General features: G+C 56.4%; 24 protein-coding genes. 10 read left to right on the top strand and 14 right to left on the bottom strand.

Annotation, left to right across the window (positions count from 1 at the left end; all coding sequences use genetic code 11):
• Nucleotides 1–12 precede the first annotated feature (12 nt).
• Together ACR0J0_RS10745 and ACR0J0_RS10740 are read right to left on the bottom strand one after the other, a co-directional pair.
• Nucleotides 13–1299, bottom strand: coding sequence for a TRAP transporter large permease (locus tag ACR0J0_RS10745; RefSeq protein WP_480663769.1), 1287 nt, complete (start codon nucleotides 1297–1299; stop codon nucleotides 13–15).
• 3 nt (nucleotides 1300–1302) lie between these two features.
• Entirely contained in the window at nucleotides 1303–1779 is a 477-nt protein-coding gene (locus ACR0J0_RS10740; protein WP_480663767.1) for a TRAP transporter small permease, read from the bottom strand.
• A gap of 154 nt (nucleotides 1780–1933) precedes the next feature.
• On the opposite strand from ACR0J0_RS10740, the gene ACR0J0_RS10735 reads away from it, so the two are divergent.
• A complete protein-coding gene (locus ACR0J0_RS10735; RefSeq protein ID WP_480663765.1) occupies nucleotides 1934–2614 on the top strand; it encodes a GntR family transcriptional regulator in 681 nt (226 codons plus the stop codon).
• 289 nt (nucleotides 2615–2903) lie between these two features.
• Here the strand turns inward: ACR0J0_RS10735 and ACR0J0_RS10730 are convergent, their stop codons facing one another.
• The 8 genes from ACR0J0_RS10730 to ACR0J0_RS10695 form a co-directional block, all read right to left on the bottom strand.
• Nucleotides 2904–3173 (bottom strand): hypothetical protein, encoded by a 270-nt coding sequence (locus tag ACR0J0_RS10730; protein WP_480663763.1) that lies wholly within the window; start codon nucleotides 3171–3173, stop codon nucleotides 2904–2906.
• Nucleotides 3174–3275: 102 nt separating this feature from the next.
• The gene (locus tag ACR0J0_RS10725; protein ID WP_480663761.1) at nucleotides 3276–3626 is read right to left on the bottom strand and encodes a RidA family protein; all 351 of its coding nucleotides are present in this window, start codon (nucleotides 3624–3626) and stop codon (nucleotides 3276–3278) included.
• A gap of 14 nt (nucleotides 3627–3640) precedes the next feature.
• A complete protein-coding gene (locus ACR0J0_RS10720) occupies nucleotides 3641–4756 on the bottom strand; it encodes an NAD(P)/FAD-dependent oxidoreductase (RefSeq protein WP_480663760.1) in 1116 nt (371 codons plus the stop codon).
• Nucleotides 4753–6150: an FAD/NAD(P)-dependent oxidoreductase gene (locus tag ACR0J0_RS10715; RefSeq protein ID WP_480663758.1), complete on the bottom strand. Its 1398-nt coding sequence runs from the start codon at nucleotides 6148–6150 to the stop codon at nucleotides 4753–4755. The genes ACR0J0_RS10720 and ACR0J0_RS10715 overlap by 4 nt, the downstream gene beginning before the upstream one ends.
• Nucleotides 6137–6448, bottom strand: a complete 312-nt coding sequence (locus ACR0J0_RS10710) for a (2Fe-2S)-binding protein (protein ID WP_480663756.1) — start codon at nucleotides 6446–6448, stop codon at nucleotides 6137–6139. Before ACR0J0_RS10710 ends, ACR0J0_RS10715 begins: the two co-directional genes overlap by 14 nt.
• Before the next feature lie 74 nt (nucleotides 6449–6522).
• Nucleotides 6523–7515, bottom strand: coding sequence for a TRAP transporter substrate-binding protein DctP (dctP, locus tag ACR0J0_RS10705; protein ID WP_480663754.1), 993 nt, complete (start codon nucleotides 7513–7515; stop codon nucleotides 6523–6525).
• A 36-nt stretch (nucleotides 7516–7551) separates the two neighbouring features.
• Entirely contained in the window at nucleotides 7552–8850 is a 1299-nt protein-coding gene (locus tag ACR0J0_RS10700) for a TRAP transporter large permease (protein WP_480663752.1), read from the bottom strand.
• Nucleotides 8847–9338: a TRAP transporter small permease gene (locus tag ACR0J0_RS10695; protein ID WP_480663750.1), complete on the bottom strand. Its 492-nt coding sequence runs from the start codon at nucleotides 9336–9338 to the stop codon at nucleotides 8847–8849. Before ACR0J0_RS10695 ends, ACR0J0_RS10700 begins: the two co-directional genes overlap by 4 nt.
• Before the next feature lie 145 nt (nucleotides 9339–9483).
• On the opposite strand from ACR0J0_RS10695, the gene ACR0J0_RS10690 reads away from it, so the two are divergent.
• The 4 genes from ACR0J0_RS10690 (at nucleotide 9484) to nadC (ending at nucleotide 14665) form a co-directional block, all read left to right on the top strand.
• Nucleotides 9484–10398 (top strand): LysR substrate-binding domain-containing protein, encoded by a 915-nt coding sequence (locus ACR0J0_RS10690; protein WP_480663748.1) that lies wholly within the window; start codon nucleotides 9484–9486, stop codon nucleotides 10396–10398.
• Between the two features lie 795 nt (nucleotides 10399–11193).
• Nucleotides 11194–12246, top strand: coding sequence for a quinolinate synthase NadA (nadA, locus tag ACR0J0_RS10685; protein ID WP_480663746.1), 1053 nt, complete (start codon nucleotides 11194–11196; stop codon nucleotides 12244–12246).
• Nucleotides 12247–12254: 8 nt separating this feature from the next.
• Entirely contained in the window at nucleotides 12255–13820 is a 1566-nt protein-coding gene (locus tag ACR0J0_RS10680; protein ID WP_480663744.1) for an L-aspartate oxidase, read from the top strand.
• On the top strand, nucleotides 13817–14665 hold the full coding sequence (nadC, locus tag ACR0J0_RS10675; RefSeq protein WP_480663742.1) for a carboxylating nicotinate-nucleotide diphosphorylase: 849 nt from the start codon (nucleotides 13817–13819) through the stop codon (nucleotides 14663–14665). The genes ACR0J0_RS10680 and nadC overlap by 4 nt, the downstream gene beginning before the upstream one ends.
• A 1102-nt stretch (nucleotides 14666–15767) precedes the next feature.
• On the opposite strand, the gene ACR0J0_RS10670 is transcribed toward nadC, so the two are convergent.
• Both ACR0J0_RS10670 and ACR0J0_RS10665 read right to left on the bottom strand, forming a co-directional pair.
• On the bottom strand, nucleotides 15768–16031 hold the full coding sequence (locus ACR0J0_RS10670; protein ID WP_480663740.1) for a hypothetical protein: 264 nt from the start codon (nucleotides 16029–16031) through the stop codon (nucleotides 15768–15770).
• Between the two features lie 594 nt (nucleotides 16032–16625).
• Complete coding sequence (locus ACR0J0_RS10665; RefSeq protein ID WP_480663877.1) at nucleotides 16626–17117, bottom strand: SDR family NAD(P)-dependent oxidoreductase; 492 nt, start codon at nucleotides 17115–17117, stop codon at nucleotides 16626–16628.
• Between the two features lie 735 nt (nucleotides 17118–17852).
• Between ACR0J0_RS10665 and ACR0J0_RS10660 the strand changes: the two genes are divergently transcribed.
• On the top strand, nucleotides 17853–18686 hold the full coding sequence (locus ACR0J0_RS10660) for a bifunctional allantoicase/(S)-ureidoglycine aminohydrolase (RefSeq protein WP_480663738.1): 834 nt from the start codon (nucleotides 17853–17855) through the stop codon (nucleotides 18684–18686).
• Between the two features lie 16 nt (nucleotides 18687–18702).
• Here the strand turns inward: ACR0J0_RS10660 and bhcR are convergent, their stop codons facing one another.
• Nucleotides 18703–19551, bottom strand: a complete 849-nt coding sequence (bhcR, locus tag ACR0J0_RS10655; protein ID WP_480663876.1) for an HTH-type transcriptional regulator BhcR — start codon at nucleotides 19549–19551, stop codon at nucleotides 18703–18705.
• Nucleotides 19552–19720: 169 nt separating this feature from the next.
• On the opposite strand from bhcR, the gene bhcA reads away from it, so the two are divergent.
• From bhcA to bhcD, 4 genes are all read left to right on the top strand, one after another.
• Nucleotides 19721–20911, top strand: coding sequence for an L-aspartate--glyoxylate aminotransferase BhcA (gene bhcA, locus ACR0J0_RS10650; protein ID WP_480663736.1), 1191 nt, complete (start codon nucleotides 19721–19723; stop codon nucleotides 20909–20911).
• Nucleotides 20911–21879: a beta-hydroxyaspartate dehydratase BhcB gene (bhcB, locus tag ACR0J0_RS10645; RefSeq protein WP_480663734.1), complete on the top strand. Its 969-nt coding sequence runs from the start codon at nucleotides 20911–20913 to the stop codon at nucleotides 21877–21879. The genes bhcA and bhcB overlap by 1 nt, the downstream gene beginning before the upstream one ends.
• A gap of 27 nt (nucleotides 21880–21906) precedes the next feature.
• On the top strand, nucleotides 21907–23070 hold the full coding sequence (bhcC, locus tag ACR0J0_RS10640) for a 3-hydroxy-D-aspartate aldolase BhcC (protein ID WP_480663732.1): 1164 nt from the start codon (nucleotides 21907–21909) through the stop codon (nucleotides 23068–23070).
• 117 nt (nucleotides 23071–23187) lie between these two features.
• Entirely contained in the window at nucleotides 23188–24153 is a 966-nt protein-coding gene (gene bhcD / locus ACR0J0_RS10635) for an iminosuccinate reductase BhcD (RefSeq protein WP_480663730.1), read from the top strand.
• Between the two features lie 428 nt (nucleotides 24154–24581).
• On the opposite strand, the gene ACR0J0_RS10630 is transcribed toward bhcD, so the two are convergent.
• A complete protein-coding gene (locus ACR0J0_RS10630) occupies nucleotides 24582–26006 on the bottom strand; it encodes a uracil-xanthine permease family protein (RefSeq protein ID WP_480663727.1) in 1425 nt (474 codons plus the stop codon).
• Nucleotides 26007–26045 lie beyond the last annotated feature (39 nt).

Raw genomic sequence — 26045 nt, 5'->3', positions numbered from 1 at the left:
CTCCCTTTCATGTCAGTTCGCAAATCCAAAGAAGTTGGGGATGAAGGTGCTTACGCCTGGCACAAGAATGACCAGAAGCAGCACCACGAGTTCAGCCAGCAGCAGCGGCACAACCGCTTTTGACAGGAGTTCGATTTTCAATTGTCCGACTGTGGCGATCACAAACAGCACCGGACCAACCGGAGGGGTGATCATCCCGATAGTCAGGTTCAGCACCAGCATCATGCCGAATTGCAGCGGGTCGATCCCGGCGGAATAGGCAATGGGACCGAGGATCGGCGTCAGGATGATCAGCGCGGGCAGCGTGTCGATGAAGAAGCCGCAGATCAGGGCAAAGGCCGCCAGAATGAACAGAATACCCAGTCGGTTGTCGGTGATCTGGGTGATCAGTTTCGCCAGTTCCTGCGGGATTTGCAGGTAGGTCAGCAGCCAGGCGAAGATCGACGCCATCGCCACGATCAGAAAGACCGAGGACGTCACCACCGCGGCGCGCACAAAAGCCGCGTAAAGCGTACGAAGGGTGAAGGCCCGAAGAATGAAGCCCAAAAACAGCGCATAGGCTGAGGCCACCGCCCCCGCTTCGGTCGGAGTGAAGACGCCGAACAGGATGCCACCCAGAATGATCGCGGGCATGATCAGGGCCGGGATGGCCGACAGGGTCGCGCTGCGCAGCTCGGTCAAGGTCGCGCGATGCTCGCGCCCGCGATAGCCGTAGCGGGTCGACACGATATGGTTGGCAACGGCCAGTGCAACGCCCAGAAGGATTCCCGGCACGATACCGGCAAGAAACAGGCCAGCAACCGTCACACCGTTGGTCGAGATCGCAAAGATCACAGCCAGAATGGAGGGTGGGATGATCGGCCCGATGGTGGCCGTCGCGGCGGACAGAGCACCAGCATAGTTCTTTTCATACCCGGCTTCACGCATCATCCGCATGACGATGGCCGAAGGTCCCGCCGCGTCCGCCAGCGCCGAGCCGCTGATCCCGGCAAATAGCATGGATACCAGAATGTTCACATGCCCCAGACCACCACGCACATGCCCGACCAGAGCATTGGCAAACCGCAGCAGGGCATTTGTCAGACCACAGGCCGTCATCAGCTCGGAGGCGAGGATAAAGAACGGCACTGCCATCAGGGGAAAGCTGTCGATCCCGGCAAACATGCGCTGGGTCGCCACCAGCGGGTTCAGCGACCCGTCGATGAAGATCGCCGAAATACCGGCAACACCCATTGTGAACGCTACGGGGACGCCCAGAAACAGAGTGGCAAAAAACAGGATGATCAGGGTTTTTGCCACGGCTCAGACCTTCGCCTCATCGCCCTCGGCGCTGAGGCCATGTTCGAAATCCTGATTGACGAAGCGTTTGGCGAAGAAGGCCAACTGGATCAGGAACAATGCGCAGCCAATCGGTATCGCCAGATAGGGAATGCCCCGCGAAATGCCGGTGGACATGGTTTCCTTGTTCCAGCCAAATTCAACAAACCGGATGCCCAGCCACAGCATCGTGGCCATGAAGGCAAACATGACGATGACGATGCCCCAGCGCAGCAGACGTGCCAAAGCCGCCGGCAAACGATCTGGGATGGTGGTGATCGCAACCAGCCGCCCCTCTCGCAGGGCAAGGCCCGCGCCGCAGAACGCACCGAGGATCATCAGGTGTCGCGCAACCTCTTCGACCCAAGCGAACGAGGTGCCTAGCCCGTATCGTCCGACCACATTTGCAAAGACGATTGCAAAAACCGCAGCCAGCGCCAAAGCGACCAATGCGCGGTTCACTGCAACAATCCATTTCTCCAAAATGTACAAAGACGCCCCTCCCAATGCCGTCTCTTCGTTGGAAGTGACACTGGCATACAGTATGCCAATATGTCAACGCTACCACATTGTATGCCAGAAGCATCGCTGCTACTGTCATCCCGAGGAGAGCGACATGAGCCTATTCAACAGACCGAAATCATTGACGGAATTGGTCACCGAGAACCTGCGCGAACGGATCATCGCAGGTGAATTTGAACTGGGTGAACAGTTGTCGGAGGCGCGAATCGCCAAGAATCTCGAGGTCAGCCGCACCCCTGTCCGCGAGGCGATCAACAGGCTTGAGATGGAAGGGCTGCTGATTGTTGAACCTCAACGCGGGTCTTTCGTGTTCAATCTGGAACCTGAGGAACTGGCAAAACTCTGCGATGCACGTGTCTGCCTTGAGACAACGGCTATGACGATAGCCATGCAGGCAAATTCAGAAGCACTTCACGCTGCGCTGAGCGACTGTGTCAGTAAGATGAAAGCTGCGCGAGAGGCCGCGGATGACGCGGCATACTTGCATCTGGATACGGTGTTCCACCAATGCCTGTTCGATTGTGCCGACAATCGGTTCCTGAATGATGCATACCAAACGATTGCATTAAAAATGGCGGCATTACGTAGCCGGTTGGGTCACCACCCGGATCACATGGCAAAATCCTACCGCGAACACATAGAACTGGTCCAATGTGTCGAGGAGGGTAATATTCAGAAAGCGCTGGATGTGCTCAAACTTCACATAGACAGGAAAGAAGGGTCCTATTGGAGTGATGCGACAAGCATGGACAGCCTTACTCCAAAGTCGAATTGAGCGAGCTTGTTTCGCTGCGCTAAGTCGAAAAAATGAAGAGACCCGGATCAAGGAAAATGGTGCCTGGGCCTACCTCTATCGAGCAGTGTGCGACATGTTCAAAGGTTCAACCTTCTACGTAATAAACCACCTACAGCGAAGTTCTTAGGTAGGATGCCGGAGTAGGATGCAGCGCCGGGAAGTTAGCTATCGATATAAGCGCCAACACCGCGCGCCGTAAGGCGATCTACAAATTGTCGAAGGGGTTTGGATTACCGATCCCAATTGAGATGGTGAGGGGTTGTTGGCGTCATTCTTGCCCGACCGTTTTACGAGTGGTTCTTCGTAAATCGAAGGAATCAGGCGAAATCAAAGGCCAAAATACTGCACCAATCGCCTGCAGAAATCGGCTGGTTGCGCACGCCTCCTTGGCAAAACAACCCCGAGAATGACCAGTCAGAGGCCCTTTGAGTTTCGCGTGTGCAAAGCGCTGATTGAAGGCATCACTACCCTTAAAGGTGGTCGCACAACCCGGAAAACGTTCTAAAAAAAAACCGGTCAGCGCAGTGCTCTCGGGCATGATGGTTCGCTTCAGCAGACGGCATCAGTGCATTGTCGCATGTTTCGATGCCGTCTGGTCGGGAGAACATCCACAATCACGGTTCAGGTATCGTTCAACCCCTCAAACTCCATCACAAGCAGCGGTCACAATCATCTCAACCTTGAGCACGTCGCGCGCCAGCTTGGCTTCGCCACAGGCGCGCGCCGGGGAGTAGCCTTCCGGCACCCAAGAATCCCAAACATCATTCATCTCGGCGAAATCCGCCATGTCGGCCATCCAGATCACACATTGCAAAATGCGGGTCTTGTCACTGCCCGCCTTGGCCAACAGATCCTCGACCTTGGACAGGATTTCGCGGGTTTGATCCGCGACCGTAGCGGCGTCTGAGGTCTGGCCGCATAGATAGGCGACGCCATTGTGCTTTACGATCTTGCTCATTCGCTGGCCGGTTTCGATACGGGTGATTGTCATGTCGGTTATCTCCATTACAGAACCTTGCGGTCAAATCGGTCGATGCGGAAAGGCGATAGATTGAACCGGCTTTGCCCGCCTGTCACCAACTCCGCCAGAACCTGCCCAACGACGGGTCCCATCTGAAATCCATGCGCGGAAAACCCGAAGGCATGGAAGGCACGCGGCGCGTTCACGGCTGGACCGATTACGGGGAGGTTATCGGGCATATAAGCCTCCAGCCCAGCCCACATCCGGTTGATGCTGGCCGTGCGCATGATCGGGAAAAACTCGGCTGCGGTACGGCAAGCGGCGGCCAGTTTGGCGTAATCCAGCCGTGTGCGGTTATTGGCGCGGTCAGCAAATCCCTTGGCACCGCCGCCGATCAAGACAGTGCCATTCTCGAACTGCTTGAAACTCAATTGCCGGCTGATCGCCCCAACGACCGGCTTGGCAAAATGCGGCATCCGAGAGGTGATCATCAGCATCGGCGCGGCGTGGCTGAGGGGAACATTGTCACCGATCATCAACGCAATTTTATCCGCCCAGGCCCCGGCGCAATTGACGACGGTTTCGGCCTCATACCTGTGCCGGACGCCCTGCGCCAGCCACGCGTCGCCCACCCGTCGGAGGCCCAGAACTTCTTCGCCTTCGATGACCTGCACACCCAGATTTTCCGCCGCCAAACGAAACGCAGATGTCGCCTTGTAAGGGATTGCATATCCGTCCAGCTCCGAGATCACACCGCCAACGCAATCGGAACTCACATGAGGCAGTCTCTCCCTGAGTTCGGCCTGATCTATGATCCTTTCATACGTGAATCCAGCGTCATGCATCTTGGCCTCGCGGGCCTGCGCAGTTGCCAGATCGGTCTCATCCACCGCGATGTTGACCAGCGTTTGACGGCGAAACCCTGTGTCATGACCCAGGTTTTCATCCAATGTCTGCCACATCTCCATCGACGCTTTCGACAAAGGAACCTCAGCCATGTCACGTCCCAGAAGCCGCACCCCACCTGCATTTACGCCCGAGGCATGCCGTCCGGGGTAATCCTTTTCAACCACGATCACGGATGCGCCTTTGCGCGCCAGATGGTAGGCAGTTGCGCAGCCCTGGATGCCGCCACCAATGACCAGAACATCCGCCTTCATTCTGCCGCCTCCGCGGGAAAAGTGCCGTAACGGCTCAGTTCATCCAGGGTCAGCAAACGCTGGGGGCTGCGTAGTCGGTAGTAACCAACCGCTTCGGGGCATTCTGCGCGCCACTGCGCCAACAGCCCGGCCACCACATGACCGCATTGCCGTCCCTGACATGGGCCCATTCCACAGCGTGTCAGGGATTTCAGGGCGTTCGGATCCCGCGCGCCCTGTTCGAACCCGTTTCGCAAGTCGCCCAATGACTGCTCTTCGCAACGGCAAACCAGAGTTCCTGCGTCACGCGGCAATCTCAGCGCCTCGGTCGGGCGGTACAGGCGGTCAATGAACCGGCGAAACGGTTTCAAGGTGGACAAGTAGTTCAGATTAGCGCGCGCCCTTTGATCCCTGTCAGCCCCAGAAATCCGACCAAGGCGAAATAGAATATTTTGCGCGGCCACACGCCCTGCCGCGCGCGCGCCATCCGCACCGACAACACCTGCGCCGTCACCGGCAACCGAAACATGCGGCACCGAGCTTTGGCCAAAGGCATCAACCGTAACCTGCCAGCACATCTGTGCGCTGTTCCAGTGATGCGCCAACCCCATCGCTCGGGACATATTCAGATTGGGCTGGACGCCATGATGCAGAAACACGGTATCGGACGTGACCTCGTGCTGTTGACCTGAAGCCTTAAATCGTAGCCCTGTGGCCGTGTCACCGCCGATCACCTCAAGGCTCTCGGCATATCGAAAGGTGGCAACGCCGGTAGCATGGATTTCTCGCAATAAAGACAAACCCTTGCGCAGTTGCCCGGCTTGTCGCAACGCGCGTGGCATAAGAGGTACTGCGTCCAGGTAATGCTGACGCGGGGTCGTATCGACAAGCGCGGCCACATGTACGCCCAATCGCAAATATTGCGCCACAATCAGGTACAGCAATGGTCCGGATCCGGCAAAGACAGCTCCGTCTGCAACAACCGCATCGGACTTGAGCATCACTTGCGCTGCACCGGCTGTCATGACGCCGGGCAAAGTCCAGCCGGGTATCGGCATGGGTCGTTCCATCGCCCCTGGACACAACAGCATCTCACGGCAATGCAGCTCGCGGGTTTCACCCTGATAAGAAAACAGAATGCGCCCATCATCCCCAAGATGCCAAGCATCGGCTCCGGCAAGATGTGTCGCACCCGATTGCTCAAACCGAGTGATCAGATCGGCGCCGGTTGTATAGTCCGGTCCGAGGCGTGTTGCATCCGGCAAAGGGCTGTCGGCCGCAGACCGATAAATTTGTCCCCCTGCCCGATCGGCCCGGTCCAGAACAACCACATCCGCTCCGGCCTGTGCCAATTCAATGGCTGCGGACATGCCAGCCGGGCCTGCCCCGATGACCGCGCAGTCAAAGGCTTTCATCTGTTGCCTCAGTGTCTTCGGTGATGTTTTGCATAGTAACGCTCATCCCGTCCGCCACCCGACGCAGACAGGCTTGCTGATTGGGCAGGCCATCGATTTCGACCATGCATTCGAAACACACGCCCATGGCGCAATACGCACTGCGCGCTTCGCCCGATAGGGCCGCCTTGCGGGTTACGACCTGACCGGTTACGGCCATCGCAGACCATACTGACTGGCCTTTGCGCGCATAGACCTGCTGACCATTGACGCTCAGCGTCACCAGATCGTGGTCATCGTCTTGCAAGGATCTGAACATGAGCTGATCTCCGTGGGCTGGCAGGGCAAGGCGCGGGGAGGAGTACGCCTTGCTCGATATCAGGGTCCGACCGCTTACTCGCCGATCTTGTCGAGGATGGACTGACCCCAATCCTGGCCCACGTCCTCAAGGACCTGCGGCCAGACCTGAGCACGTACATGGGCAGCGGTGGCGGCAAGCTCTTCGTCCGTCAGTGACACAATGGTTGCGCCATTGTCGGCCAGCTTCTGCTCGAACGCGCCCTGATCTGCCTCGGCGGTTTCCCAGCGCTTGGTTTCGAACGCAAGTGCAGCAGTTTCCAAGGCCGCGCGGTCTTCATCGCCCAGCTCGGCCAGAGTGCCCGAGTTGATAATCATGTACCAAACTTCGAAATGCGTGTTCACGGGGACATAGGACGTGGTCACGTCGCGGAAGGATGCATAATAGCCCTCGGCGCCCGATCCGACGACACCATCAACAACACCAGTTTGCACGGCAGTGAACGCCTCCGAGAATGGAATCGGCGATGAGATATATCCCAGAGCATCCGCAGTCAGCTGGAAGCTCTTGATGCCCGGTACGCGAACCTTGATCCCCTTTGCGGTTGTCGGGTCGCCCGGGTTCACCGCGTCGGTGTTTAGGGCAACGCCGCCGAAATACACCGGATAAGCTGCCAGCATGGTGATATCCTGCTTGGCATAAAGTTCCTTCATGGCGGTGTGGATCGCGCCACCGGGACCGTAGATCTTTTTCGCCTCGTCCCAGTTTGCCGCAACATAGGGGAAAGCCGAGATCTGCATACGGCGATCAACCGCTGTGGCGGCGGGTTGCACGGCCATGTCGATCGCACCGACCGAAATCCGTTCCTGAACCGAGGTGTAATCACCCAGGGCGGATGCCGGGAACAGGTTCAGCTCCAGCGAGCCGTTGGTGGCGGTTTTCAGTTCCTCGGCAAAAGCGCTCAGTTCATTGTCGATGGTCGCGCCCTGAGGCCGGATATGGCTGATTTTCAGCGTGTCGGCAGCAGCGATGCCCGCAGTTGCGACAACGGCCGCAGCCAGACAGGTGGATTTCAGAAAGTTCATCATGGATAAGTCTCCTCCGTGAATGATGAAAGGGGTGGCTTAGTAGCCAAAGAAGCGGGGCAGCCACATCGACAGGTCCGGCCAGAAGCTGGTCAGGAAGACGACAGGCAGATAGCCCAGCAGGATCAGGGTCATGGCCGGGCGGATCACCTTGGTGACCGGCACCTGACCGATGCGCGCGCCCAGATACAGGATCGAGGCGTAGGGCGGTGTCACACCGCCCATGGCCGTGTTCACGCCCATAATCGCGGCAAACTGGATCGGGCTGACGCCGATGGCCTGCATCAGCGGCAACAACAACGGCGCGATCAGGATGATTGCGGTGACGTCATTCACGACCATGCCGACGAGAAACAGCAGGATGTTGATCAGGATCAGCAGCAGCACCTTGTTTTCTGTTACTGAAAAGATCGCTTTGACGATGGCCTGTGGCACGCTTTCGAGCACGAACATCTGGCTGAGGATCATCGAGAACAGGATCATCAGCATGATGGCACCGACCGAGGTCGCAGCCTCTTTGCCCGCACCAAAGAAGGTTTTGATGTCCAACCCTTTGTAAATCAGGAAACCTACCGGGATCGCATAGATCACTGCTACGGCGGCGGCCTCGGTCGGCGTCATGATGCCGCCATAGATACCGCCCAGAATGATCACCGGCATCAACAACGCGGGCGTGGCCTTAAGACCGCGCGAGGTCGCCTCGGAAAGAAAGGCCTGCCCTTTCGGCGGCTCATTCAACTGCAGGGGAAATTTGCGAGCCATGCGGATGTTGACAACCGAGAAACTCGCCATGATCAGCAGGCCGGGGCCCAAAGTAGCAAGGAAGCAGGCCAGAATGGATGTATCGGTTACCCAGCCATAGACGATCATGGTGACCGAGGGGGGAATAAGCAGACCCAGCAGCGAAGCATTGGCAATCAGCGCCGTCGCGTATTCGCGAGGATAGCCTTGTTTCTCCATTTCGGGGATCAACAGCGGACCAATCGCGGCAACGCCGGTCAGGCCCGAACCTGAGATGGCTCCGATCAGCGCGCAAGAGACGGTGGCGACCACACCCAAACCGCCGCGCAGGTGCCCGATGAAGATATTGACGAAGTTCAGAAGGCTCGCAGCAATGCCCGAGACGGACATGATCGTCCCGGCCAGAACAAACAGCGGAATGGCCAGCAGCACCGGATTGCCAAGCTGCTGGAAACCCCACAGCATGTTGCCTTTCATGACCACGCCACCGGCAAAATACATCACCATCAGACCCGCGCCAAAACAGTATGGCAGCGGTACGCCCAGCGTCAGCAGGATGACCAGGACCAGGACGGCCAACAGCGCGATCTCGATCATTGCGCTTCTCCTTCAATGGCGGGGGTAGACGGGATGAACAGCGCGCGCAGGTGCATCAGCAGATGCCAGGCGGTAAAGATCATCATCAGGACCATTCCGACGAACAGCGCGACGTCGACATAAAAGGTCGGCAGATACAGCGTCGGGCTTTCGCGCCAGACGCGCATCGAGTATTTCGTAAAGTCCCAGGCCCAGGTGGTCAGCCAGATGCCGACAATCAGGCTGATGACTTCTCCGATCACAGCAAGAACTTGATGCTGACGCTCGGTGGACAAAAAGATCTCAAGAACGTTTGCCCGGATATGAGTGTTCTCGCGCGAGGCATTGACTGCACCCATCATGTAAAGCCACAGCGTTGGATAAAGCAGGCTTTCTTCCAGCCCCATAACTGGGATTTCCAGCACGTACCGAGTGATCACCTGCACGAATTGCCCAAGTGCGACCAGGCAGATCAGGACTGTCAGCAAGACACTTGCAAAGCGCGTCATTTCCCCCTCCTTCAAAATGAATGCCGGCGGTGCATTCGTGGCGGGAAAAATTGCGAACAGATGTCATTAAGTCAAAACGATTAAATTGATCATGAAATAGAGTTGCTTTATACAATGCGAAAAAATCATGGATTAACAAAGGCACATGAATCTCAGCTTTCGCCAATTACAGGCCTTTCGCGAGGTCATGCGGACAGGTTCGGTATCGGATGCCGCCCGAATCCTCGGCCGGACACAGCCAGCGGTCAGTGCACTGATTGCGAACCTCGAGGCCGAATTGCAGATCGCCCTGTTCCGTCGGCAGCGCGGGAAAATGGCCCCCACGCCAGAAGCGCAGTATTTCATCACCGAGGCCGAGGCGATCCTGGACCGTCTGTCATTGTCGACCCGAACGATGCGCGAGATCGGCGCTCTGACCAAAGGCCGCCTCAACATCGCCTGCATGCCAGCCGCCGCCAGTCTGCTTATGCCGCAGATTCTGAGTGAATTCCTGCTGGACAAGCCTGATGTGAAAGCGTCGCTGATGATGCGTGCCTCACCGGTGATCGAGGAATGGGTGGCCTCTCAGCAATATGACATCGGATTGGGTGAGACGCCGAAACCGACAGCGGCGATTGATACCATCGACTTTGACATGAGATGCGTTTGCGCAATCCCGGCGGGTGACCCACTGACTCAACAGGACACAATCGACGCCCGCGATTTGTCGGGTCGCCCGATGGCCGGGCTGCAAGACGGACATCCAAACCTGATCGCCACCCAAAGAGCTTTCGCCAGCCAAAAGGCCCGCTTCGACCAACGATTTGAACTCCGCACGTTTCACCCGGCATTGACCCTGGTGGAAAAAGGCCTTTGTTACTGTATCTGCGATCCGATCACCGCGGCTGGGTACGTCAATATGCGACCCGAGCGGAGGCCCGTTGAGTTCCGGGCGTTCCGCCCCAATGTCGTTCTAAGCGTCTCTATCATGCGACCGGCGCACCGTCCGCCATCTGCCTTGGCAAGTGAATTTGCCCTGCAATTGAAGGCAGCGTTGGAGCGCGTAAACCAGCAGTTTTGAAGCAGATTCCGCAACACCGGATGGCATAGAATTGGTCAGACCAATTGGAGTGTCGACGAGGCACTTTTCATTGAGTGAGGTCTTATACGGCACGCCAAAGGTCATGACCGGAAATGATGAGGGGTGATCCGCTCAACGCTGAGATCTTCGACCGTTTGCGCTAGGCTTAGATCCTGATCAACCAATTGAGAAAACACAACAGCACCTAAAGACCCCGCAGTACTTTAAGGTATCGCCCACCGGCACCAGAAGCCTTTTAACCGATTGATCAACGGCCAATGATGCACTCACAATCGAACTGAACCTGTCAGCTGACGTTAGGCAAGACTTAGTGTGTCGCCTGTTTTTCCGGATTATTCTAAGTCAATGCTTTTTGCCTGCACAGCAGTCGACCATCACACTAACTTCACTGTAGCTTCCGCATAGCTACCAAGCACCTTTCGATATGTCGGCTCGCATCTGCAGACCCAAGCCGACAACTCATCTCGCCAACCACCTTGGCGTAGCTGTGTGCCTTGTCCGAGACGATCGCCCGAGTGAAGCGGTGATCGGCCCAAACAACTACGCCATGATCGTTCGACGGTAACGAAAGCCTATAGGTCAGGGTGCCTCGGATCTTTCGATCATGCCTGCCGCACCACAATGCATCTATCGAAGCGGCAAGTTGGCGATTCCAGTCAATTAGTTCTGCAACTGCGGCGAAATTTGGCACATTTTCCTTTATTGACTGGTGTTCAATTTAAATTGAATTCGTTACTGAAGGCACCACAAGTAAGCTAGGCAGAAATCAGACCCGTGTTCGACCTACCCGCGCAGCGCGCGCATCTCTCCGAAAAGTATGATCTGACCCCATCGCCCCAGCTGGCCGCCAGCATGAACGATATCTATGACCGGATGTCGCGTGTGGTATCGCCTGTCGATTGGGCAATCTATGCGCCATACGTGAAGGCAATCAATGATCTCAAGGCCAAACGAAATGCGGTCATTTTGGGTCACAACTACATGACACCAGAGATCTACCATGGCATTTCGGATTTTGGCGGGGACAGCCTGCAGCTTGCCATCAAGGCGACCGAGGTCGAGGCAGATGTTATCGTGCAATGTGGCGTGCATTTCATGGCCGAAACGTCCAAAATTCTCAGCCCGGGTAAAACTGTGCTGATGCCGGACATGGAGGCGGGGTGCTCGCTGGCGGAATCGATTACTGCAGAAGGCATCGAAGAAATGCGTGCTCGGTATCCCGGAGCTCCGGTTGTATCTTATGTGAACACCACTGCAGAAGTTAAAGCGGCGTCGGACATCTGTTGTACGTCATCCAACGCAGCTCAGATCGTTGCGGCCCAGGACAACCACACTGTGATCATGACCCCCGACCAGTATCTGGCGCAGAATGTTGCGCGCGATGTGCCACAAAAGAATGTTGTCTGGTGGGAAGGGTCCTGCATCGTCCACGAACAATACAGCGCCAGTGATCTGCGTGATTTTCGCGAATGGAATCCCGGGACACGCCTGATCGCGCATCCGGAATGCCCACCGGACGTTGTGGCGGAATCCGATTTTTCCGGATCAACCAGCGGCATCATCAAATACGTCACCGACGAAAAACCCGAAAAGGCATTGCTCATTACCGAATGCTCGATGGCGTCGAATATTGCCGATGAACTGCCCGAGGTCGAATTCGTCGGCCCCTGCAATATGTGCCCGTACATGAAGAAAATTACTTTGGAAAAGGTGCTGTTTGCGCTCGACACCATGACCGGTCAGGTTGAGGTTGACGCCGACGTTGCAGCCAAAGCGCGGCAGTCCGTGCAGCGCATGATAGACCTGTCGCGGCAACTGGGTATCTGATCGTCTCAATGCAACAGATAACCACAAATCGCGTGGTCATCATCGGCGCCGGTTTAGCTGCGGTTTATGCGGCGTTGAAACTAGCACCGCGACCGGTTGTCATGATCTCACCGGAACCTTTGGGAACCGGGGCCAGTTCTGCCTGGGCTCAGGGCGGTGTGGCGGCTGCCATGGCGCCAACCGACAGCGCCCAGGCCCATGCAGATGATACGGTGCGGGCTGGATCCGGGGCCGTTTTGCGCGGAGTGGCAGAATTCGTGACCCGCGCGGCGCGCGAGCGTGTTCTGGACCTGTCAGACCTTGGCACCAGCTTTGATCGCAAGGCTGATGGAAGCTTTGTTCAATCGCGCGAAGCCGCCCACTCCGCTGCCCGTGTGGTACGCGTCAAGGGCGATCAGGCCGGGGCTGAAATCATGCGGGCGCTGATTGCGGAATTGCGCCGGACGCCTTCTGTTCAGGTGGTTGAGGCCGCGCAGGCTGTTGCATTGGAAAGTGACGGCACGCAAGTTACAGGGGTTTTCCTGACCAGCGTCGACGCGCCTGATGCGCAACCGGTTTTGTTACGTGGAACTGCGCATGTTCTGGCGACGGGCGGCTCATCGGGCTTGTATGAGCAGACCACCAACCCCGCGCGCATCCGGGGACAGGGGATCGGGATGGCGGCCCGGGCCGGCGCGCGTATCGCCGATGCGGAGTTCGTGCAGTTTCATCCCACAGCAATCGACGTGGGAGAAGATCCAACGCCATTGGCAACCGAGGCGCTGCGCGGGGAAGGTGCAGCCCTGATTGACAAGACCGGCCATCGATTCATGGCCAATATTCATCCCGATGGTGAACTGGCCCCACGCGACATTGTCGCCCGCGCTGTTTATCTGCACGCGCAGTCCGGGTTACGCCCTGCGCTCGACACACGAGCGGCTATCGGGTCCGAGATTGCGACCCAATTCCCTTCTGTTACCGACGCCTGCACTCGCAATGGCGTTGATCCGGTTTCTGAAACCATCCCGGTAACGGCATCGGCGCATTACCATATGGGCGGAGTGGCAACGGATATGGCCGGCCGTAGTTCTTTGGCCGGGCTTTGGGTTTGCGGTGAGGCTGCCTGCACCGGTTTACATGGCGCCAACCGTCTGGCCTCCAACGGACTACTTGAGGCTCTGGTCTTTGCCCGTGCCTGCGCTCGGGATATTGCAGAGGTTGTACCTGCAGAAAATACACCGCCGGTCGATATCCGTTTCACCCCCGGTAAAAAGATTTCTGATGAAAACGCCGTGTCCGCCTTGCGCCGAACCATGACCGCAAATGTGGGCGTAGTACGCGAGCGGGCCGGTTTGGAAAGCGCCCTTGCCGATATCGCAACGCTCGAGGCACATCACGCGGAGTCGGAAATTTTCCTAAATATGACGGCAACGGCCACCCTGATAACCGCCGCCGCTCTGATCCGCGAGGAAAGCCGCGGTGCGCATTACCGATCTGACTTTCCTGAAACCACCCCCGGCCCTAGCCAACGCGCTATCCTGACGCTGAGCGAGGCTATGGCGCTAAGAGACCGTATCGCAAAGGACGCCACATGATTTATCCGGCACTGCCCGACTTGATCCTTGAACCGCTCGTCCGGTCAGCGCTGATGGAGGATCTGGGGGCCAACGGAGACATAACCACACTGACCGTTATCCCTGCTGCGGCGACCTACAGCGCTCGACTGAACGCGCGCGAAGACGCTGTGATCTCGGGTATGCAAGTGGCAGAGCTGGCCTTTCGTCTGGTCGACCCCAAGCTGGATATCATCACCCATTTCCGTGATAGCCAGCATTGTGCGAAAGGGGACACGCTGATGGAAATCCGGGGCAGCGCAGCCTCGATCCTGTCTGCTGAACGGGTAGCTTTGAACTTTGTTGGACGACTTGCAGGGGTCGCCACGCTAACCGCAGCGTTGGTCGCCGAAACAAAGGGAACCAAGGCGCGTATAACCTGCACACGCAAGACAACCCCCGGACTCCGCATTGTGGAAAAACAAGCCGTTCTGCATGGCGGCGGATTCAACCACCGCTTTTCACTTTCAGATGCGATCCTGATCAAGGACAACCACATTGCCGCCGCTGGCGGGGTACGCGCGGTTCTGGAAACTGCTAAGGCGCGCGCTTCTCATATGATGAAGATCGAAATCGAAGTGGATAATTTGGATCAATTGGCCGAAGTGCTTGAGGTGGGAGGGGCGGACGTTGTTTTGCTGGACAATATGTCCCCGGAAAACCTGAAAGAGGCAGTAGCGATGGCAGATGGCCAATTGGTGACCGAAGCCTCTGGCAATGTCAGTCATGACACTGTTGCGGCCATCGCCGCGACCGGAGTAGACTACATATCTTCCGGAGCGTTGACCCATTCATACCGCTCTGTTGATGTCGGCTTGGATTTTTGAATAGCTGATAATAACTGGTTTCGACAGTAGAAGACCGCAGACAAAACGTTTCCGGATAACTCGGTTTCCACGAATGGGTGATTGATTGAAGTTGTGTTCTGGAAAGTGTCGCGAAGTTAGTCATTCCGGTCGGCAAAACTAAGCTTCCGCATACATCAGTTGTCGAGGCTGACCTCTCGGATACCTGCCGTACTCGCGCCACTCTTGTCGGTGACGATCTTGCTTGGCACCCTTTTAACGAAGGTGCCCTGGCGACTAACCCTATCGCTTTACGATCGTTTCTTCGTTCCAACAGCATGAAATTAGGGGTGTTTCCTGCCTGCGAAATCAAGTTATTCGGCCTCCAAAAACCGCCAGCCATTCGATTGCGACGTACGTCGTGGTAGCGCAGGTGGCGGGGCGGAATAGAGAAGGTTTTTAGTTTGGATGAGCGTAGATGACCCTGAACGCAGCAAAGAAGGTCAGGTGCCGAAGCCCCTGACCCACTGAGGATTACCATGTCGAGTCAGGATTAACCTTGAACAGGTGCTCCATGAACACTCGGGTGCGGTGCGACGACGCACATACCGAAAAAGCGCTTACCCTTGCGGGTCGCGGGATCACCCGATAGCCGGAAATTTCATGTCGGGCCGAACTGGACGCCGGAACACTTGTTCCCGTACTCACAGCGTTCGAAAAGCCACAGCTTGGCGTTCATGTGATCTATGCCAGCCGAGAAAACCTGCCGGCAAAAACGCGTGCCATGATCGATTTCATGGTCGAAAAGATCCGTTGAAATCGCGCCCCTCGCCGTATTCACGCAGCGTATTGACGGCAAAGTCGCTGATGCCTTTGAACCCGGCAACAAACACTGGTGTAGCCGCTGCACCACTTCACGGGACCGGACATCTACCGGCTTCGGAGGTGCCATTGCTTTGGACTGCAACGAATACCACCGAGATGGCCCTACTTGCCGAATACCGCTCTATGCCCGAAACGCCACCTTTTTTGACGAAGCTCTCTGCGAGAGTACGCCCGCGGCGGTCACGAAGCTAAGCAGGGGCAATCCCCATTTCAAGGTGGTTCAGAACATCACATGAATCTGTCGGACCAGCCAATAACCTCATCGGGGTGGCTCCCAACATAGCCGTAAGCAGCAAAACGGTTTTTTTTCGAGGTCGAGCAGTTTCAACTCCTTCTCGACGCTCAATGCTTGGAAGAAATCTTCCACCATGCCGATCTTTGTCCACGGGTCACTCCTGTTCTGAACGACCAACGTTGAAACAGAGATTTTGGGGGTGTCGTCTATGAAATTCGGCGCGCCCATGTCGAAGCCAAGCCGCCTTTCACTGATTTTTTCACCAGCCCGCGCTATGAACCCGAGCATGCCGAGTGCCACGACGAAGCAGGTGTAAAGCAAGGGTTGAACAGCGACAATGGCTTAGATTTTCGGGCGGCTGACCAAGCTGTTGTCGCAACCGTACGCATGCGTTTTCGAAGCCGCGCCCATGCAGATTCTCAACAGCCCTATCTAAGCATCGGGGAAACGACCGGTTACAAAGTCCACGGTGGCTATAACGCCCTTTGTCTCCTCTGGGCCCCAACTAACCCAAGGGATCGGACCAAGATCACTCTCGCCATGACCGCGCATTTCATACATCAGAACAGAGAAACCCCGATCCACCAGGTATTTGCCTGACGCAAAAATTGGATGTCCTGCTTCCATGGCGTGATCGGACCATTCCCCTTGGGAGTCCCGCCGCCACGATTGCGCTGCATGACGAATTGGGTTTGCGCTATTACCTTGTCGCTTCCGCCATTTATCAACCACCGGCGCAACGCTACGCCGTCTCGGGTTTTGAATTCTACGTTTTCGTAATCCAGCCCGTGAACTTCGGGCCTGTCGAACAAGGGTGATGGGCTCGACTTGACCTCATATTGGATATCATTGTTCCAAACATCGGTTTCTCCAGTTTATTGATCAGGCTGCGGGAAACAGCATGGCGGACAGTTGGTCGATAATGCCTTGGCGGTTTTGTTGATCCGACAAATTCGTCAACATTTCTGCGTCAGAACCGCTGGGGTTGTGGATTGGGTGACCCTCTATCGCGCAAGCAAACATGTGATCCGCCGCTTCTTGAGGATCGGCAAGCGCACCCCGTTCATTGGGCACTTGCGCAGCTAAAGCACCTGTTTGCGCCCGCAACTTTTGAGAGAATGCCACCAGTTGCGGAGCCCCGCTGTCCAGACGTTTGTCTACCGCCTCATCGAGGCCGTTCGTCGTACAAGCGCCGGGCGCTACATCGAAAACTCTGACGTCAAGAGGGCCGTGTTCCTGCGCCATGGCTTCCGTCAAACCGATCAGAGCGAGCTTGTTGGAGGAGTAGACCGAATTGCCGGGCAAACCGAGATGGCCAGCCACCGAGGTTACACTAACGATGACCCCGCCGCCCGCATGTCCGGCAGTGCCGATCGCATGACGTTCATCGGTCCAAAGACATTGGTTTCATGCATTGCGCGGATATCTTCCGGACTGAACTATTGGAATAAACCGCTGTTGCCAAATCCTGCATCTGGATAGACTCCGACAGACGCACCGACACCCAGTGCATTTACATAATCATCATTGGCTCAGTTAACCCTGAACTGGCGGGAAAATTGGGAAGTTTGTTATCGAAGCATCTGCGGAAACGTGGCCAAGCGATAAGTGACCGACATGGCGAAGATGCCGGTCATTGCCCAAAGGAAACTCCCAGCCGGTTCCGTGATCCCTCATCACCGTGGCAAAATGGAACTGCGGAGAACTCCGAGCGGCGCGTCTGAAGATAGTCGCCCGGGAAACGCAACATCCTAGCGATCCAAGTTCATGCATCGAAAATAATCCGCGACCTTCTCAATGCAACGCTTCGTAATTGACTCGGATGGCAAAACACCGGGGCGAATGCATCCGCGAAAAAATGATGAAGGAAATGCGCCAACCACCCTATCCTGATTGGCATTAGGAATCACGGATCAGGTATCGCTCAGACTTTGCCCACGCATTATGTCGCCCGTCCGATTGCAAGTTGGACGCATAGAGTAATTCCATTGGTTTTATTCTGCGGATTTTTCAAAACTTTTCGAATAGAGCTGTTACATTTTTACGGGTGGTCCACACAATCCGCCCGGCGCATATTTTTGAGGGACTAGTATTTCTTCAGGAGCATACATGAGCAACAAGTATTTCGCACCAATCGGCGGACATCCCGGGCAAGAGCAATTGTTGACTGACCGAGCTGTTTTTACTGACGCTTATGCCGTTATCCCGAAGGGTACGATGCGGGATATTGTGACCAGTTTCCTGCCGTTTTGGGAAGATACACGTTTGTGGGTGATTTCACGTCCTTTGAGCGGCTTTGCTGAAACCTTTTCGCAATACATAATGGAGGTTCAGCCCGGTGGTGGCTCTGATCGGCCCGAGACCGATCCCGAGGCCGAAGGCGTTTTGTTTGTGGTCGAGGGTACAGCGACCTTAGTCGCCGAGGGCACGACCTATGAACTGACGCCCGGAGGTTACGCCTACCTGCCCCTAGAAAGTGATTGGACCCTGCGAAATCAAGGGGATGAAACCCTGCGTTTCCATTGGATTCGAAAGGCTTATGAAGCCGTCGAAGGCCTCGACAGCCCTGACATACTTGTCCTAAACGAAAACGACATTGAGCCGACGCCTATGCCCGGGACGGATGGAAAGTGGGCCACAACGCGATTTGTCGACCCAAGCGATTTGCGCCATGACATGCATGTCACCGTGGTGACGTTTGAGCCCGGCGCGGTCATCCCCTTTCTTGAAACCCACGTTATGGAGCACGGTCTCTATGTTCTGGAAGGAAAGGCAGTTTACCGGTTGAACAATGACTGGGTCGAAGTGGAGGCGGGCGATTACATGTGGTTGCGCGCGTTCTGCCCCCAAGCATGTTATGCTGGTGGTCCGGGCAAGTTCCGCTACCTGCTTTACAAGGACGTAAACCGGCATATGGCGCTGCGACCGGGACCCGCTGCCTAGCCACAACACGGGCGTCTCAGGATTGCGGCTGAGAAACCGTTCCACCGATAGCAAGCGTCAATTGATGAGCCGCCTCCATGACAGGGCGGCTTAGCCTTTCAATTTCAGCCTCGCTGACCCGGCTTGTCGGTCCGGACACTGAAATTCCTGCAACCGCTTCTCTGTTGATATCGAAAACCGGCGCCGCAATGCATCGCATGCCCGCGTTCTTTTCTTCATTGTCGACTGAGAAGCCCCGCGCCCTGACTATGGCTAGGTCCTCTTTCAACACCGCCGGATTGGTAATCGACCAATCAGTAAATGCCTGTAGCTCAACATTGGCCAACAGGCGGTCCAACCTGTCCTCATCCATAAATGCCAACAGAGATTTCCCAATTCCCGATGCGTGCATGGGCGACAACGTACCGGGTGGAAAAAACGCGCGGATGCTGGCGTGGGTTTCCACCTGACTCAGGAACAGCACCGAACCTTCTTTTTCCACCCCTAGATTGGCGGTTTCGCCAGTGGCCTCCATGAGCTTTCGCATCACCGGTCTGGCCCGATCCACAAGGCTGGTGCGGCGTAGGAAGCGAGAGCCAATGACAAACGCACGTGGACCTATGTGCCAGACTTGCTCATCGTGATCAAATTCGACGAGCCCCCTGCCCTCAAGTGTCACGAGTATACGGTAAACCGTGGCCGGCGACTGGCCCATTTCATCGGACAGCGCGGTTAACGCCTTACCTTGCGCCTCGCTCAAATACTCAAAAACTTCCATCGCCCGGTCGAGGGATTTGATCGTATTTTGCGCGGTCTTGTCATCCCATCCCCGTGGTCTTCCACGGGCTTTTCGGCGGGCTCCGGGTGTATTTTCTTGAGAATCCATAAAAACCCTCCAATCATTTGTGAAAGAAGAATTCACCATATGAAAAATACAAACCACTGACAAATATAAAATAAAAAGCAACCTTCGTTTTTTGAAAGGCAATTTCAAAAATATATCCGACTAAGCGACTGGAACCTATTGTGTGGTCAACGACGGAAGGAGACCATCCATGAGCTTTCAAAATCCCGTTTTCATCCCGGGCCCGACCAATATCCCTGAAAGCCTGCGCAAGGCCTGCGATATGCCCACGATCGACCACCGCTCGCCGCTGTTCGGGCAGATTCTGCACCCTGCGCGTGCGCGTGTTCAGAAAATTCTGAAAAGCGACAGCGCCGAGATTTTCATCTTCCCTTCGACCGGGACCGGCGGTTGGGAAACCGCACTGACCAACACTCTGTCCGCCGGTGACAAGGTTCTGGCGGCGCGCAATGGCATGTTCAGCCACCGCTGGATCGACATGTGCCAGCGCCACGGTCTGAATGTCGAAATCGTCGAAACCCCTTGGGGCGAAGGGCTGCCAGCCGATCGTTACGAAGAGATTCTGACCGCCGACACAAACCATGAAATCAAAGTTGTTCTTGCCACGCATAACGAGACGGCAACTGGCGTGAAGTCTGATATTGCTGCCGTTCGCAAGGCACTGGATGCAGCACAGCACCCGGCCCTTCTGTTTGTTGACGGCGTATCGTCTATCGCATCTATGGATTTTCGCTTTGACGAATGGGGCGTCGACGTCGCCGTTACAGGTTCACAAAAGGGGTTCATGTTGACTGCGGGTCTGGCCATCGTCGGCTTTAGCCAAAAGGCAATGGAGGCAACCAAGACGGGCACCCTGCCCCGCACCTTCTTTGATGTGCACGACATGGCGAAGGGCTACGCAAACAACGCCTACCCCTACACGCCTGCTGTTGGCTTGATGAACGGCCTCAACCAAGCCTGTGATATGCTGTTGAACGAAGGCCTGGAAAACGTCTTTGCCCGGCATCATCGGATTGCCGAAGGGGTACGCGCCGCCGTTGGTGCCTGGGGGCTGGAGCTTTGCGCGGCCGACCAGTCGGCGTATTCTGACACGGTAAGCGCGATCCGCACCCCGGGCGGTTTCAATGCGACCGATATCGTTACGCACGCAGCAGAAAAGTACGGCGTTGCTTTCGGTGTGGGACTCGGCGAAGTCGCTGGCAAGGTGTTCCGGATCGGACATCTTGGAAGCCTGACGGACGTCATGGCTCTGTCCGGGATTGCCACCGCCGAGATGTGCATGGCCGATCTGGGTCTGAATATTCAACTCGGCTCCGGTGTGGCCGCTGCGCAGGAATACTATCGCGGTCATCCAGCTGCCGTTCAAAAGGACGCCGCGTGATGAAGGATTGCACTATGTACATCCCAACCTATGAGGACATGCTTGCGGCGCATGATCGGATTGAACCTTTTATCCGCCGTACCCCGGTTCGGACTTCGGATTATCTTAACGAGCTGACCGGGGCGCAACTGTTCTTCAAATGTGAGAACTTTCAGGAACCAGGTGCCTTCAAAGTGCGCGGTGCCACAAACGCGGTGTTCGGCCTTAACGCAGAGCAGGCAAAGAAGGGTGTTGCGACGCATTCTTCGGGCAACCACGCCTCATGCCTGTCCTATGCAGCGATGAAGCGGGGCATCCCATGTAACGTGGTCATGCCGCGCACGGCACCGCAGGCAAAGAAAGACACAGTTCGGCGCTATGGCGGTAAGATCACGGAATGTGAGCCCTCCACTTCGTCGCGCGAAGCCACTTTTGCCGAGGTCCAGGCAGCCACGGGTGGGGATTTTGTCCATCCCTATAACGATCCACGTGTAATCGCAGGACAGGGCACATGTTCGCGTGAGTTCATCGAGCAGACCGACGGCCTGGATGCGGTGGTTGCTCCCATCGGCGGCGGCGGCATGGTGTCCGGCACCTGCCTGACCCTTTCCACATTAGCCCCGGAAACCGCGATTATCGCAGCTGAGCCCGAACAGGCCGACGATGCCTATCGCAGCTTTAAAGCAGGTCACATCATCGCCGATGATGCGCCAAAGACAATTGCCGACGGTCTGCTGGTTCCGCTGAAAGACCTCACCTGGCACTTCGTGTCGAACCACGTCTCCGAGATCTACACGGCCTCGGAACAAGAAATCGTCGATGCGATGAAGCTGACGTGGAAACACCTGCGGATCGTGATGGAACCATCCTCAGCCGTTCCGCTGGCCACAATCTTGAAGAACCCGGACGCATTCAAAGGCAAGCGTGTCGGCCTGATCATAACAGGGGGCAACGTCGATCTGGACAAGCTGCCCTGGCTGAACGCGTGACATCAATCCCGACATAGGAATACGGAAATGAAAGATATGACCAATCTCGACAATTTCGAAGTAGGCTATGACATTCCGGCCAAGCCCGGAATGGATGAAGCAGATATCCAGACCCCCAGCCTGATATTGGATCTCGACGCGCTTGAGCGCAACATCAAGAAAATGGGCGATTACGCCAAGGCCCATGGCATGCGTCACCGCGTGCACGGGAAAATGCACAAGTCGGTCGATGTGGCCAAGTTGCAAGAGAAAATCGGCGGTGCGGTCGGTGTTTGCTGTCAGAAAGTCTCGGAGGCTGAGGTGTTCGTGCGCGGCGGCATCAAAGACGTCTTGGTGTCGAACCAGGTGCGCGATCCCGCCAAAATCGACCGCCTTGCCAGCCTGCCGAAGCTGGGCAGCCGCATCATCGTTTGCGTTGATGATCTGGACAACGTTGCGGACCTTTCGGGTGCGGCCGTCGACCACGGAACGCAACTTGAGGTTTTCGTCGAAATTGACTGTGGTGCCGGTCGTTGTGGTGTGACAACGACACCCGAAGTGATCGAGATCGCCAAAGCAGTCGAAGCTGCCGAGAACCTGAAATTCACCGGCATTCAGGCTTATCAGGGTGCCATGCAGCACCTGGACAGCTACGAAGCGCGCAAGGAAAAGCTGGATACCGCAATCGCGATGGTGAAAAACGCCGTTGAAGGCCTGAAGGCAGAGGGGATCGAATGCGAGCTGGTCTCGGGCGGTGGCACCGGTTCTTACTACTTCGAGTCCAACTCCGGCGTGTACAACGAACTGCAGTGCGGGTCCTACGCGTTCATGGATGCCGATTATGGTCGCATTCTGGACAAGGATGGCAACCGGATCGATCAGGGTGAGTGGGAAAATGCCTTCTTCATCCTGACCAGCGTCATGAGCCACGCCAAATCGGACAAAGCCATCGTCGATGCTGGCCTCAAGGCACAATCTGTTGACAGCGGTCTGCCCGTTATCTTCGGACGCGACGATGTCGAATACATCAAATGTTCAGACGAACATGGCGTCGTCATGGACCCGCAAGGGGTGCTCAAGGTAAACGACAAGCTGAAGTTGGTGCCGGGGCACTGCGACCCGACCGCAAATGTGCACGATTGGTACGTCGGCGTTCGCAACGGTAAGGTCGAAGCCGTCTGGCCAGTATCCGCCCGCGGTCGCGCATATTGAGCCGAGCAATTTTAAGGCAGGAAAATCCGGCTCGAATGTAGCCTGATAGCCGCCCGTGTGCCTTCCCTCCCTTCGGGAAAAGCACACGGGCGCACGAATGTTTGATTGGAGAAAGATATGCTGATTGTACCCGAGCGCGAAATCGCTGACCTCATGACCCGCCAAGCGGCCTTTGATGCCGTTGAACAGGTCTTTGCCGCCATGGCGTCAGGCGACGCCTACAACTTCCCTGTCGTGCGCGAAGCCATCGGGCATGAAGACGCGCTTTATGGCTTCAAGGGCGGGTTTGACCGCGCGGGGCTGACACTTGGTCTGAAAGCGGGCGGCTACTGGCCGAACAATCTGGAAAAACGCGGGCTGATCAACCACCAGTCCACCGTGTTTCTTTTCGACCCCGACACTGGCAAACCCTCGGCAATGGTCGGCGGCAACCTTCTGACGGCCCTGCGCACAGCCGCGGCCTCATCCGTGTCGATCAAGCATCTCGCTCGTACTGACGCCAAAGTCATCGGCATGATCGGCGCGGGCCACCAGGCGGCATTTCAGCTGCGCGCAGCACTGGAACAGCGCGTCTTTGAAAAAGTCATTGGCTGGAACTACCACCCAGAGATGCTGCCGAATATCGAGAAGGTCGCCAATGAAGCCGGTGTTGCGTTTGAAGCGGTTGAGCTTGACGGAATGGCTGAGGCGGATGTGATCATCTCGATCACCTCGGCATTTGCACCGTCGCTAATGGCGGATCACGTCAGCCCTGGAACGCATGTCGCCTGCATGGGGACGGACACCAAGGGCAAGCAGGAAGTGGAAGCGGCTCTGCTGGCCAAAGCATCTATCTTCACCGACGAAGTCGCACAGTCCATCACCATTGGAGAGGCACAGCACGCTATTGCCCAGGGCCTCATCAAAGAAAGCGACGTTGCCCAGCTTGGCGCGGTCATCAACGGCACAAACCGGGGCCGAACATCGGACGATCAGATCACGCTGTTCGATGGCACTGGTGTTGGCCTTCAGGACCTCGCCGTCGCTGCCTCCGTGGTCGATCTCGCCGTTGAAAAAGGGATCGCGATTGAGGTCGATTTCTGATGTCACATAGTGACAACCTGCCTGAGTGGCTCGTCGGCAAACGTCTTCCCAAAGTTCCGATAACGGCGACCAACGGCAGCGATATCGACCTGTCAACTCTGGTAGGTTGGATCTGCCATTCGAGATCCTGCCTGACGAAAACCTAAAGCCGCGATCCGCGCTCTCGCTTCAGACGTTAGGAGCTGGCAGAATGAAGCTGCCGGAGCGTTTTGCAATGATCTTGCGCAAAGAGCAAGTTTCGCGCGTGTTCCATCCCCATAACAGACCCTGCCAGAAACGCCGAAACAGTTCGCAACGATCTCACCGACGTCGGCTGAGGTCAGGCTGATCCCATTGCCACACCGGATGGAAATCCTGACTAAAAAGCGGCGCGCCCTGGCACGCCGCTTTTTCTTAACAGTGGCACTCTGAGCGTCACCTACGCCCCATCAGACATGGTCGTCATGGCCAATAGACCCCAGTCCGTGACCCGCCATGCCACCTGACACTTCTTCCGTCGCTTCGTCCGAAAGCTCATCGGGAAGCACCAGGTTCAGGACAATTGCAATGACCGCGGCGGGAAGGATTCCCGAAGTGGCCAGAACTTTTAGTGTGCCGGGCAAATACTGAAGCGCACCTGGCTCCAGCTGCAATCCCAGACCGAGGCTCAGGGAAATAGCAAAGATCACCATATTACGGCGGTTCCAGTTCACGTCCGACAGCATCGAGACGCCCGCCGCCACAACCATTCCGAACATCACGATGACGCCACCACCAAGAACCTCGATCGGGATTGACGAGATAATCGCACCGATTTTCGGAACAAGGCCGCACACGATCAGGAAGAGCGCGCCGATGGTAACGACCATTCGGCTCATGACCCCCGTCATGGCGATCAAACCGACATTCTGACTGAACGAGGTGTTCGGCAATGCGCCAAAGAGACCAGAGATCGCTGTGCCGATACCATCAGCGTAGGTTGCACCCTGAATTTCCTTGTCGGTTGCTTCGCGTCCGGCGCCGCCTTTTGTGATACCCGACACGTCCCCAACAGTTTCAACGGCCGACACAAAGGACATCGCACAGAAACCGATGATGGCCGCGACTGAAAATTCAATACCGAAATGCAACGGGTTCGGCAGCGCGAACGAGGCCGCTCGACCAACGTTGCCCAAGTTGACCTGACCAAGAGCAAAAGCCACAGCGTATCCAACGAGCAGCCCTATCAGAACAGCCGACACCGACAGCATTCCCCGCGCAAAGAACTTCAGCCCAAGCGTTACGACGATCACGATTCCGGCCATGAACCAGTTCAGGCCAGAGCCATACTCCTCGGTACCTATAGCAGGTACGCCACCGGCTGCGTATTGAATGCCGACTTTCACCAGCGCCAAACCGATCATAGTCACCACAAGACCTGTAACCAATGGCGGTAGGGCGAAGCGAATACGCCCAATGAACAGCCCAAGGAATGCGTGGAACAGGCCGCCGATGACAACACCGCCCATCAGAACGGCAATGGCATCCACGCCCTTTCCCACCACCAGCGGGATCATGATCGGGATGAAGGCGAATGACGTCCCTTGTACGATGGGCAGCCGCGCGCCAACGGGCCCCACACCAATGGATTGAAACAGCGTGGCGACGCCTGCAAAGAACATCGACATCTGGATCATGTAGATCATCTGCGGAAAATCGGGGCTGTTCGATCCGAACCCAAACCCGGCCGCGCCACAAACGATAATGGCTGGCGTGACGTTGGACACGAACATCGCCAGCACATGCTGAATTCCCAGTGGCACCGCTTTTATGATTGGCGGAGTGTAATTCGGATCGCGGAGCTGTTCCGGCGTTCCGATGGATGCATCTGACATTTAGTCTTTCCTCCCTTGAGGTTCGTAAACCGGCTCCTC

The organism is Ruegeria sp. BF12 (assembly GCF_056538705.1).
This window is presented reverse-complemented; position numbering and strand designations above follow the sequence as displayed.